This window comes from Pseudomonas cavernae (assembly GCF_003595175.1).
GTDB classification, from domain to species: Bacteria; Pseudomonadota; Gammaproteobacteria; order Pseudomonadales; family Pseudomonadaceae; genus Aquipseudomonas; species Aquipseudomonas cavernae.
Genome location: NZ_CP032419.1, coordinates 2,094,676 through 2,105,890 on the forward strand (window position 1 = coordinate 2,094,676; position 11,215 = coordinate 2,105,890).

Here is an 11,215-nt window from a genome sequence, read left to right on the forward strand (position 1 = left end):
GAATTTTTCCGGGATCATTCGTTCGGTTTCCCGAACGCTCACGCGGGCCCGACGAAAAAACGGGGGATCGCTCCCCCGCCAATACCCGCTCGGTCAGTCGATCGCCTCGTAGGGCAGACCGACATAGTTCTCGGCAATCGTCTTGCGCCCGGCCAGCGAGCCGACGTAGTAGTCCAGCTCGGTGCGCTGCATGCGCTGGCTGAACGCATCGGTATCGGGGAAGCGGTGCAGCAGCGAGGTCATCCACCAGGAAAAGCGCTCGGCCTTCCAGATCCGCCGCAGGCAGATTTCCGAATATTTCTCCAGCAGCTTGCTGCGGCCTTCGGCGTAGACCTTGACCAGGATGCGCTACAGCGTGTTGACGTCGCTGGCCGCCAGGTTCAGACCCTTGGCGCCGGTGGGCGAGACGATGCGCGCGGCGTCGCCGCGCTCAGGCCTGCTTGCGCAGCCGTGCCAGGTCGCGCAGCGGCGGGGCGCCGAACAGGCGGCTGTATTCGCGGCTGAACTGCGAGGGGCTTTCGTAACCGACCCGGTAGCTGGCCGCCGAGGCCTCCAGGCCTTCGGTGATCATCAGCCGTCGCGCCTCCTGCAGGCGCAGCTGCTTCTGGTATTGCAGCGGGCTGAGCGCGGTCACCGCCTTGAAGCGGTGGTGCAGGGTGGAGGCGCTCAGGTTGACCGTGCGCGCCAGCTCGTCGATGCGCAGTTGCTGGTTGTAGTTCTGGTTCAGCCAGTCGATGGCGCGGGCGATGCGATGGCCCTGGCTGTCGGCCAGGGCGATCTCGTGCAGGATCTGCCCCTGCGGGCTGTGCAGCAGGCGGTAGAAGATCTCGCGCTGGATCAGCGGGGCGAGCATGGCAATGTCGCGCGGCGTTTCCAGCAGGCGCACCAGGCGGATCAGTGCATCGAGCAGCGTCACGTCGAGGCGGTCGAGGTACAGCGCGCGTGCCGGGCCGGCATTGGGCACGCCGATCGGCCCGGCATCGGCGATCAGGCGGGCAATCTGGGTGGCGTCGAAATCCAGGCGCAGGCTCAGGTAGGGCTGCTCCGGCGAGGCTTCGACCACATGGCCACACACCGGCAGGGTCACCGAGGCCACCAGATAATTGAGCGGGTCGTAGAAGAAGCGCTCCTCGCCCAGCTGTATCTCCTTACGGCCCTGGGCGATCACGCACAGGCTCGGCTTGTACAGCACCGGCATCGGCAGGGTCGGCTGGTCGCCACGGACCAGCGCCAGACCGGGAATGGCCGACTCGTGGATGCCTTCTTCCGGGGTCAGGCGGCGCAGCAGCGCGACCAGTTCGGCCTGGCGCTGGTCGAGGGCGGGATCGGCAGTAGCGGGCTGGGCAACGAGCGTGGTCATGGCGGATACCTCTAAAGGATGCTGCAGCTTAGTCCGGCTTTTCAGGCAAGTCTGCGTTGCCCAATCAACATCCGCAGGATCAGGCAAGAATTCGCCAGCTTTGGGAAAAACGCCCATGTTCAGTGGCTTGGCTTGATCTAAGCGATGTATGCGTGAGCCGCCGTGTGGTTCGACGGCTCGATTGCACAAAAGCAGTATCAGGCAAGAATGCGGCAGTAACCGGCTAACGCCCGGGCGGCCATCCCCGTAGCCTCTGGACCTGTAGCGGCGCACCACGCAGCCGACCCCAGACCCCGAGGATGCAAGCATGAACAAAGTCATTCTGATCACCGGCGCCAGCAGCGGTATCGGCGAAGCCAGCGCACGTTTGCTGGCCGAAAAAGGCGCCCGGCTGTTGCTCGGCGCGCGGCGTACCGAACGCCTGGAAGCCTTGGTCGCGGAAATCCGCGCCGCCGGCGGCACCGCCGAGTTCCGCCGCCTCGACGTGACCAGCCGCGAGGACACCCAGGCCTTCATCGATTTCGCTCTGGAGCGTTACGGCCGCATCGACGTGCTGCTCAACAACGCCGGGGTCATGCCGCTATCCAAACTCGAGGCGCTGAAGGTGGACGAGTGGGACCGGATGATCGACGTCAACATCCGCGGCGTGTTGCACGGCATCGCCGCCGCGCTGCCGGTCATGCAGAAGCAGCACAGCGGCCAGTTCGTCAACATCGCCTCGATTGGCGCTTACAGCGTGGTGCAGACCGGTGCGGTGTACTGCGCGACCAAGTACGCGGTGCGGGCGATCACCGAGGGTCTGCGTCAGGAAGTCGGCGGCGATATCCGCGTGACCCTGGTGTCGCCGGGCGTGGTCGAGTCGGAGCTGGCCGACAGCATCTCCGATCCGCTGGCCCGCGGGGCGATGCAGGAGTTCCGCAAGATCGCCCTGACCCCCGATGCGATTGCCCGCGCCATCGCCTACGCCGTCGAGCAACCGGCGGATGTCGATGTCAGCGAGCTGATCGTGCGGCCGACTGCCAGCCCTTACTAAGCAGCCCTTGTCCGACCAGGAGATCGTCATGACGACCCATCATCTGGCTTACGTCCGCGCCTGCCGCGGGCGCTCGACGCAACTCGGTGCCTACCTGCGCGATTTGCAGGAGCCCGTCGCGCGGCTGCCGGGCTGCCTGGCGTTCAACGTCGAGCCGCTGCCGGGCGGGGTGTGGCGGTTGCAGGGTAGTTGGGAGTCGCTTGCGGCGCGCCAGAGGTTCTTCACCGCGCCGCTGCTGCAGGAGATGTTCAGTGGCTTGCTGCGCGATGGACTGCTTGGCAGCCTGGAGTGCCAATCGGACGAACATGGATGACCATGAAAAAGCCCCGGTGCTCACGCAGCCGGGGCTTTTCGGTGCCGGACTATTACTCGGCGGCGGCCTGCGCCTTGCCTGACTTCTTCGGCGCGAAGCGTGATGCCAGGCGCATCGAGCCGACCACCAGGCGCTGGTACAGGGTCGGCAGCACGCGCTGCATGCCGTCCAGTGCCCAGGCATCGGCGCCGATCAGGATGCGCCGCTTGTCGCGCAGCACGCCGCCCAGGATCACTTGGGCCGCTTTGTCCGGCGTGGTGCGCAGCAATTGATCATTGAACTGCTGACGCGCCTGCTCGACGCCCTGGCCGGTGACGCGCGCCATGCTGTCATTCATCCGCGCGGTCTTGGCGATGTTGGTCTTGATTCCGCCCGGGTGCACGCAGCTGACCGACACGCCGTTGCCGGCCATGTCCAGCTCCTGGCGCAGTGCCTCGGTGAAGCCGCGCACGGCGAACTTGGTGGCGTTGTAGGCGCTCATCCCCGGCTGGGCGAACAGCCCGAACACGCTGGAGACGTTGACGATATGGCCTTCGCCGGACGCTTTCAGGTGCGGCAGGAAGGCCTTGGTGCCATACACCACGCCCCAGAAGTTGATGTTCATGATCCATTCGTAGTCGGTGTAGTCGTTGGCTTCCACCGTGCCGCCCTGGGCCACGCCGGCGTTGTTGAAGATCAGGTTGACCCGGCCGTGCTCCTGCACCACCTGCTCGGCCCAGGCGTGTACGGCTTCGCGGTCGGACACGTCGACCCGCGCATCGGTGACGCTGACGCCCAGCTTGCGCGCCTGCTCGGCGGTTTCCGCGAGGCCTTCGGCGTTGACGTCGGCCAGCGCCAGGTGGCAGCCCTGGCGGGCCAGGCGGTAGGCGAGGGCGCGGCCGATGCCGGAACCGGCGCCGGTGATGGCGGCGACTTTATTTTCGAACGACTTCATGCGGTGGCCTCCTCGGCGCTGATGGCATAGCTCTGGGCGGAATGTGCGGCGTGCTCGCGGCTGAAATGATAGGCGGCTGGGTCGAAGTTGCGCGTCAGCATGCGGAAGCGCCAGGTGAAGCCGGGCCACACGGTGCAATTGCGTCCACTCACCGGGTGCAGGTACCAGCTCATGCAGCCACCGGCGTTCCATACCGTACTGCCGAGGGTGCCCTGCAGCTTGGCGTTGAACTTGTCCTGCGCCTCGCGCTTGACCTCCAGGCTGCGCAGTTGGCGCTGGTCGAGCAGGTCGAGGGCACCGAGCACGTAGTGGATCTGCGACTCGATCATGTAGACCATCGAGTTGTGGCCGAGGCCGGTGTTCGGGCCCATGAGGAAGAACAGGTTGGGGAAGCCGGCGGTCAAGGTGCCCTTGTAGGCTTCCGGGCCTTGCGGCCAGGTGTCGAGCAGGTCGACGCCGTCACGACCGAACACCACGCCACGCGGCAACGGATCGCTGGGCATGAAGCCGGTGCCGAAGATGATGGCGTCGACCTCGCGCTCCTGGCCATTGGCGGTGACGATGCTGCCCGCGCGGATTTCCTGCACGCCGTCGGTGATCACGCTGACGTTCGGCTGGACCAGCGAGGGGTAATAGTCGTTGGAGATCAGCACGCGCTTGCAGCCCATGGTGTAGTCCGGGGTGACCTTGGCGCGCAGGACCGGGTCCTTGATCTGCTTGTTGATGTACAGCTTGCCAACGGTCTGGGCCACCTTGAGCAGGCGTGGGGCGAAGGCGATCACCCGGCTTTCCAGCATGGTGTAGAGCAGCCCGCGCCAGAGCTTCTGCGCCAGCGGGAAGTGCTTGAAGCGGGCGCGCTCGCGCTCGCTGATGGCGCGGTCCGGCTTGGGCATGATCCACGGCGCGGTGCGTTGGTAGAGGTCGAGCTGGGCGACCTGCTGCTGAATCTGCGGGACGAACTGGATCGCCGAGGCGCCGGTGCCGACCACGGCGACGCGCTTGCCGGTGAGGTCGAAGTCATGGTTCCACTGCTGCGAGTGGAAGACGGTGCCTTTGAACTTCTCCAGGCCCTTGAGCTTGGGAATCGACGGGGTGGACAGGGCGCCCATGCCGGAGACCACGAACTGCGCGCTGTACTGGTTACCCTGGGCATCGGTGATGTGCCACAGCTCCCGCAGTTCATCCCACTTGAGGTGGGTGATTTCGCTGCCCAGCAGGGTCTTGTCCTGCAGGCGGTATTTCTCCCAGCAGCCTTCCAGGTAGCTCTGGATCTCCGGCTGCTTGGCGAACATCCGCGTCCACTTCGGGTTCGGCTCGAAGGAGAAGGAGTACAGGTGCGATTGCACGTCGCAGCCGCAGCCCGGGTAGTTGTTGACCCGCCAGGTGCCGCCGACGCCGCCTTCCTTCTCGAACAGGAGGAAGTCGTCCTCGCCTTGCTGTTTCAGGCGGATGGCCATGCCAAGGCCGGAAAAGCCACTGCCGATGATGGCGATCTTGCAGTGGCGAGCAGTGCTGCGGGGTGACACGGGCGCATTCATATGGCCAAGCTCCTGTTATGCTTATTGCCGGCGTATACATCTGTATACCAAAGTAGACATCTGTATACTCGCCGGCAAGGCACACCGCCACAAGCCAACCTTAGGTAGGGTTAGTCATGGGTACTGAGGTCAACGACACCCCCTCTGCGCGGGAAAGAAGCAGCGATGCTCCCGGCAAGCGCCTGCTGATGGAGGCGGCGTTACGTTTGACCTCGACCAGCCGCAGCCTGAGCAGCCTCGGCCTGCGCGAACTGGCGCGCGAGGCGGGGCTTAACCCGAACACCTTCTATCGCCATTTCAAGGATGTGGACGATCTCGGCATGGCGGTGATCCGCGATATTTCCGTGCAACTGCGCCAGCCGCTGCGCGACCTGCGCCGCGAGGCGGCGCAGCGGGCGGTGAGCGAGTCCAAGGACACATCGCCGCAGCTGTTCGGCATCGACCTCAATCGAGGGCGGCGGGTCTGCCATGAAACCGTGCGGCTGTTCTTCGCCTTCGTCGAGGCGCATCCGGAAGCCTTCATCATCGGCGTACGCGAACTGCATGGCGCCTCGCTAGTGCTACGCGCGGCGTTGCAGGAGGTGATGGACGAGTTCGCTGCCGACATGGCCGAGGACATCTTCGAGTTCAAGCTGCTGCCGGCCTTGGTCAGCAAGCCGGTAGTGCTGCAGATTTCCAGCCTGGTCAGCCGCAACCTGTTCCAGGTGTCGCTCGACTACATCGGCCAGCCTGAACGGCGCGCGGCGATTTGCGCGCTGGCCGAGGAGGAGATCGTCATGCTGTTCACCGGCGCCAGCGTGCTACAGGGACTGGGGCAGCTGCGCTTGTCTTGACGGAGTCGGTTGCTGAAAGTTCGTAGGATGGGTGGAGCGTAGCGATACCCATCGTTGCAGCGCCAAGCCTTGTACAGCCCGATCGGCCAATCCTTGGGTATCGCTGCGCTCAACACCAACCTACAGGTGCAGGCCTTGGCGCTCTGCGTTCTGCCCAACCCGCGGAAACAAAAAAGACGGCGCCGCCTTGGGGAAGGCGACGCCGCCAACTTGGGTTGTGACGATGATCAGTTGCTGAAGCCCAGGCGCTGCCGCCAGGTTTTCTCCAGGGTCTTGGTTTCGTGATCGTACGGGTGGAAGCCCGGGCGGTAGTAATCGAGGTACGGCCCGATCAGTTTGGTGAAGAAGCCGTTGCGCGGGCTGAACAGGGTGGTCAGCCCGCGTTTCCAGGCGCGCCAGTTGAATAGTTGGCCGTCCTTGCGCAGCAGATGCAGCTGGAACCAGCCGATCACGCCGAGGAAGATCACCGTGGTCAACAGCATCGTGATGGTGCGGATGAAATAGCCGCCGCCGATGGCCTGATAGGCGTCGTAGCAGACCGCCTTGTGCTCGTTTTCCTCGATCGCGTGCCACATCCACAACTGATACATCTTCGGGTCGTCGATCTGGGTGGTCAGGTCCTCGCGCTTGAGCAGCTGCTCGGCCATGGTCGCGGTGAAGTGCTCCAGGGCGCAGGTGGCGGCCAGGCATTGCTTCTTGGTGAACACCTTGGTCACCCATTCCAGCAGGACCTTGATGCGCAGCTCGAGCTTTTCCAGGTCGATGCCGTGTTCCGCCGCGTAATCGTTGTAGGTCGCATGCTCCTTGGAGTGCATGGCTTCCTGACCGATGAAGGCGCTGATGTCCTTCTTCAGTTGTGGATCGGTGATCCGCTCGCGTACGGCGCGCACGCTGTCGACGAAGAACTTCTCGCCATAGGGAAACAGTGACGACAGGTTGTTCATGAAGTGGGTCATGAACGGCTCGTCGCCCCACCAGTACTTCTTGGTGTCGCTGAAGCTGAAATCCATCCGGCGTACGGGGAAGCTGGCGCTGGGCTGCGGTTTGGCCGCGGCAGTAGTCGACATGACGAAGTCCTCGATTCGTGGCGGCAAATCGGGTGCCGCTGTTCTTGTTGTGGGCGTGGCCATGACGGTGCTAACCATGTCATTGCGTGATGTCACTATCGAGTAAGTCGTCAATTCCCGCGGCCAACTTTTGGCGGGTTGTGCCTCGTGCGTGGGCGTCCGGGTAGCAGACGGCCAGCTGTGGGTAACGGCTCGGGGAGATGCAGGCAGGCGCGACAGCAGAACAGCAGGGTAACGCGGAGGGGGTGGGGCCGCCGGGCGGCGGCCCGGGTGTTCAACGTTCGTCGAGGGCGAAGGCGGTGAGGGTGAAGGTGGGGATGCCGATGTCCTGCAGCTTCTCTGAGCCGCCGAGTTCCGGCAGGTCGATGATCGCCGCGGCCTCGAACAGGCTGGCGCCCATGCGTCGCACCAGCTTGGCGGCCGCCAGCAGGGTGCCGCCGGTGGCGATCAGGTCATCGAATATCAGCACCGAGTCGCCTTCGCAAAAGCTGTCGGCATGCACTTCGAGGAAGGCCTCGCCATACTCGGTCTGGTAACCCTCGCTGAGCACTTTGGCGGGCAGCTTGCCCTGCTTGCGGAACAGCACCAGCGGCTTGTTCAGCTCATAGGCGATGATCGAACCGATCAGGAAACCACGGGCGTCCATGGCGCCGATATGGCTGAAGTCGGCCTCGACATAACGCTGGATGAAGCTGTCGGCAACCATGCGCAGGGCGCGTGGCGACTGGAACAGCGGGGTGATGTCGCGAAACACCACGCCGGGTTTGGGGAAGTCCGGCACTGGGCGGATCAGGGTTTTGATGCTGAATTCGTCGAAGATCATGGTTGCGGGGTCCTGCGGCAGACGGGCGAGGAAACAGGCCATGGCGCCGGCACTGGGCCGGCGGGCGGGGCGGAATCAGGCGTCGAGATTGCCGCCGGCCAGGGCGCAGAGTTCGATCGGGTCGAGAATCTGCACTTCCTTGCCGGTGGCGCTGATCAGGCCGTTTTGCTGGAAGCGGGTGAACACCCGCGAGACGGTTTCCACCGCCAGACCCAGGTAGTTGCCGATCTCGTTGCGCGACATGGCCAGACGGAACTGGCTGGCCGAGAAGCCGCGGGCGCGAAAGCGCGCCGACAGGTTGACCAGGAAGGTGGCGATGCGTTCGTCGGCGGTCTTCTTCGACAGCAGCATCATCATCTGCTGGTCGTCGCGGATTTCCCGGCTCATCACCCGCATCAACTGACGGCGCAGCTGCGGCAGCTCGGCGGCCAGCTCGTCCAGCCGCTCGAAGGGAATCTCGCAGACCGAAGTGGTTTCCAGCGCCTGGGCGGAGACCGGGTAGTGCTCGCTGTCCATGCCGGACAGGCCGACCAGTTCGCTGGGCAGGTGGAAGCCGGTCAGCTGCTCTTCGCCATCATCGCTGAGGCTGAAGGTCTTCAGGCTGCCGGCGCGCACGGCGAATACCGAGCCGAACGCGTCGCCCTGGCGGAACAGGAATTCGCCTTTCTTCAGCGGCCGGCCGCGTTTGACTATCTCGTCGAGCGAATCCATGTCTTCGAAGTTGAGCGACAGCGGCAGACACAGGCTGGCCAGGCTGCAATCCTTGCAGTTGACTTGCGGCAGCGGGCGAACCTTGATGATTTCCGACATTGCGAGGATTCCTTGCTGCAAAACACACATTGTCAGCAAGGGTACTCCACGGGGGGACGTTTCTGCCAGTTAGCCCCAGCGCGCCGGCCTTGTGCCCTGTTTAGATCACCCGGGAGAAGCGTTGGCTGTTCTGCTCGCCTAGATAGGCATCGAACAGCATGCACACGGCGCGCACCAGCAGGCGGCCGGCCGGGCGGATGACCAGGCTGCGTTCGCTCAGTTCGATCAGGCCGTCGCTGGCCATCTGCAGCAGTTGTGGCCAGATTTCGGCGAAATAGCCGCGGAAGTACAGCTCGAAAGCTTCCTCGATTTCACTGAAGTCCAGGCGGAAGTCGCACATCAGGCGTTGGATCACCGCGCGACGGATGCGGTCGTCCTCACAGGTGAGCAGACCGCGGTGGGTGGCCAGCTGACCGCCGTCCAGGCTGTTCTGGTACTGCTGCAGATCACTGTGGTTCTGGATATAGAGCTCGCCGATCTTGCCGATGGCGGAGACGCCGAGGCCGATCAGGTCGCAATGGCCATGGGTGGTGTAGCCCTGGAAGCTGCGCTGCAGGCGACCCTCTTCCTGGGCCATGGCCAGGTCGTCGTCGGGCAGGGCGAAGTGGTCCATGCCGATGTAGCGGTAGCCGGCGCCGTTCAGCTGCGTGATGGTGTTCTGCAGCATGCTCAGCTTGGCCGCCGGCGCCGGCAGGTCGGCGCTGTTGATGCGCCGCTGCGGCATGAAACGCTCCGGCAGGTGCGCGTAGTTGAACACCGACAGGTGATCGGGCTGCAGGCCGATCACTTCGTCGACGGTGCGGGCGAAGCTCTCCGGGGTCTGTTTGGGCAGGCCGTAGATCAGGTCGATGTTCACCGAACGGTATTGCAGGGTACGCGCCGCCTCGAGGATGGCGCGGGTTTCCTCGGGGGTCTGCAGGCGGTTCACCGCGCGCTGCACCTCCGGGTCGAAGTCCTGCACGCCGAGGCTGATGCGGTTGAAACCTAGCTCGCGGAGCAGGCCCATGGTCGCCCAGTCGGCCTCGCGCGGGTCGATCTCGATGCTGTAGTCGGCACTGTCGTCATCCAGCAGGTTGAAGTTGCGCCGCAGCTCGACCATCAGCCGGCGCAGTTGGGCATGGTCGAGAAAGGTTGGCGTGCCGCCGCCGAAGTGCAGCTGCTCGACCACCTGATCGTGATCGAGGTGGCGGCCGAGGATTTCGATCTCGTGGATCAGCCGTTGCAGATAGGGCTCGCTGCGGCTGCGGTCCTTGGTAATCACCTTGGTGCAGGCGCAGTAGTAGCAGATGTGCGCGCAGAACGGGATGTGCACATAGAGCGACAGCGGGCGCTTGGCCCGGCGGCTGCCGCGCAGGGCATGGAACAGCTCGAACGGGCCGACGCCGGGGTGGAACTGCACGGCGGTGGGATAGGAGGTGTAGCGCGGGCCCGGATGATCGTAGCGACGGATCAGCTCGAGGTCCCAGTGAATGGTGTCGCGCATGTCAGCGCTCTCCGTTTTTTCAGGCTATGCGGAGAGTCTAGGGAGCGGCCGGGCCGGCGGTTTTGATCTGTATCAAGCGCCTCAGTGGTTGTGCTGCATACCGCTGTGGTCGGCAGCATGGCCGCTGTCATGGCCCATCAGCCAAGCCTGGTGCGGGCCGGGCATTGTCCACAGGCCAAAGAGGATCACCAGCAGGCCGCCGGCCATGCGTACCCCGCGCTTGCGCAGCAAAGCGGTGAGGCGCTCGGCGGCGAGGCCGGTGGCGAGCAGCACCGGCCAGGTGCCGAGGCCGAAGGCCAGCATCAGCAGCGCGCTGTCCAGCGCATCGCCCTGACTGGCGGCCCACAGCAGGGTGCTGTAGACCAGGCCGCAGGGCAGCCAGCCCCACAGGGCGCCGAGCAGCAGGGCGCGCGGCAGGCTGGCGACCGGCATCAACCGGCTGGCGAATGGCTGGATATGCCGCCACAGGCCGCGGCCGAGGGCTTCGATGCGGGTCAGACCGCTCCACCAGCCGGCCAGATACAGGCCCATGGCAATCAGCAGCAGGGCGGCGACTACCCGCAGCAACATCGCCGCCGGGCTGCTCGCCACGGCCCAGCCGGCCAGGCCGATGAGCAGACCGGCGGCGGCATAGCTGAGGATGCGTCCGAGGTTGTAGGCCAGCAGCAAGTGCAGGCGGCGACTGCGTTGTTCGACGGGGATGGCCAGGGTCAGGGCGCCCATCAGACCGCCGCACATGCCCAGGCAGTGGCCGCCGCCGAGCAGGCCGAGGATCAGTGCGGAGACCAGCAGCGGAGCGAGTTCAAGCACGCGGCGGCTCCTGGCGCTGATCGCGCTTGTCGGCCGAGGCTTCGTCGACGCCGGCCTGATGCTGGGGGTCCTCGTCGTCGAACAGGATGCTGTGCGCCGGGCCGTCGAGGTCGTCGTACTGGCCGCTGTCCACCGCCCAGAAGAAGATGTAGATGGCCACGGCGACGATCAGCAGGGCGACCGGAATCAGCACATAGAGAGCGGGCATGCG

12 protein-coding genes and 1 pseudogene are annotated in these 11,215 nt (G+C 64.8%); 3 read left to right on the top strand and 10 right to left on the bottom strand.

What is annotated here, in order from left to right; all coding sequences use genetic code 11:
* Positions 1–93: 93 nt before the first annotated feature.
* Positions 94–426, bottom strand: a pseudogene (locus tag D3880_RS09685) (FAD-dependent monooxygenase); the annotation flags it as partial.
* Positions 427–430: 4 nt separating this feature from the next.
* Entirely contained in the window at positions 431–1,360 is a 930-nt protein-coding gene (locus D3880_RS09690) for an AraC family transcriptional regulator (RefSeq protein WP_119893261.1), read from the bottom strand.
* Positions 1,361–1,667: 307 nt separating this feature from the next.
* Between D3880_RS09690 and D3880_RS09695 the strand changes: the two genes are divergently transcribed.
* Together D3880_RS09695 and D3880_RS09700 are read left to right on the top strand one after the other, a co-directional pair.
* The gene (locus tag D3880_RS09695; RefSeq protein WP_119893262.1) at positions 1,668–2,393 is read left to right on the top strand and encodes an SDR family oxidoreductase; all 726 of its coding nucleotides are present in this window, start codon (positions 1,668–1,670) and stop codon (positions 2,391–2,393) included.
* Between the two features lie 28 nt (positions 2,394–2,421).
* A complete protein-coding gene (locus tag D3880_RS09700) occupies positions 2,422–2,706 on the top strand; it encodes an antibiotic biosynthesis monooxygenase (protein ID WP_119893263.1) in 285 nt (94 codons plus the stop codon).
* 52 nt (positions 2,707–2,758) lie between these two features.
* On the opposite strand, the gene D3880_RS09705 is transcribed toward D3880_RS09700, so the two are convergent.
* Together D3880_RS09705 and D3880_RS09710 are read right to left on the bottom strand one after the other, a co-directional pair.
* Positions 2,759–3,640 carry an SDR family NAD(P)-dependent oxidoreductase gene (locus D3880_RS09705; RefSeq protein ID WP_119893264.1) on the bottom strand — a complete coding sequence of 294 codons (882 nt, stop codon included), beginning with the start codon at positions 3,638–3,640 and terminating at the stop codon, positions 2,759–2,761.
* On the bottom strand, positions 3,637–5,178 hold the full coding sequence (locus tag D3880_RS09710) for a flavin-containing monooxygenase (protein ID WP_119893265.1): 1,542 nt from the start codon (positions 5,176–5,178) through the stop codon (positions 3,637–3,639). The genes D3880_RS09705 and D3880_RS09710 overlap by 4 nt, the downstream gene beginning before the upstream one ends.
* Before the next feature lie 116 nt (positions 5,179–5,294).
* On the opposite strand from D3880_RS09710, the gene D3880_RS09715 reads away from it, so the two are divergent.
* Complete coding sequence (locus D3880_RS09715; RefSeq protein WP_119893266.1) at positions 5,295–6,011, top strand: TetR family transcriptional regulator; 717 nt, start codon at positions 5,295–5,297, stop codon at positions 6,009–6,011.
* 227 nt (positions 6,012–6,238) lie between these two features.
* Here the strand turns inward: D3880_RS09715 and D3880_RS09720 are convergent, their stop codons facing one another.
* The 6 genes from D3880_RS09720 to ccoS form a co-directional block, all read right to left on the bottom strand.
* Positions 6,239–7,078: a metal-dependent hydrolase gene (locus D3880_RS09720; RefSeq protein WP_119893267.1), complete on the bottom strand. Its 840-nt coding sequence runs from the start codon at positions 7,076–7,078 to the stop codon at positions 6,239–6,241.
* 274 nt (positions 7,079–7,352) lie between these two features.
* A complete protein-coding gene (locus tag D3880_RS09725) occupies positions 7,353–7,901 on the bottom strand; it encodes an adenine phosphoribosyltransferase (RefSeq protein WP_119895708.1) in 549 nt (182 codons plus the stop codon).
* A 75-nt stretch (positions 7,902–7,976) separates the two neighbouring features.
* Positions 7,977–8,711 carry a fumarate/nitrate reduction transcriptional regulator Fnr gene (gene fnr / locus D3880_RS09730; protein ID WP_119893268.1) on the bottom strand — a complete coding sequence of 245 codons (735 nt, stop codon included), beginning with the start codon at positions 8,709–8,711 and terminating at the stop codon, positions 7,977–7,979.
* A 100-nt stretch (positions 8,712–8,811) separates the two neighbouring features.
* Entirely contained in the window at positions 8,812–10,194 is a 1,383-nt protein-coding gene (gene hemN / locus D3880_RS09735) for an oxygen-independent coproporphyrinogen III oxidase (protein WP_119893269.1), read from the bottom strand.
* 81 nt (positions 10,195–10,275) lie between these two features.
* Entirely contained in the window at positions 10,276–11,004 is a 729-nt protein-coding gene (locus D3880_RS09740; RefSeq protein WP_119893270.1) for a sulfite exporter TauE/SafE family protein, read from the bottom strand.
* Positions 10,997–11,212 (bottom strand): cbb3-type cytochrome oxidase assembly protein CcoS, encoded by a 216-nt coding sequence (gene ccoS, locus D3880_RS09745; RefSeq protein ID WP_119893271.1) that lies wholly within the window; start codon positions 11,210–11,212, stop codon positions 10,997–10,999. The genes D3880_RS09740 and ccoS overlap by 8 nt, the downstream gene beginning before the upstream one ends.
* Between the last annotated feature and the right edge of the window lie 3 nt (positions 11,213–11,215).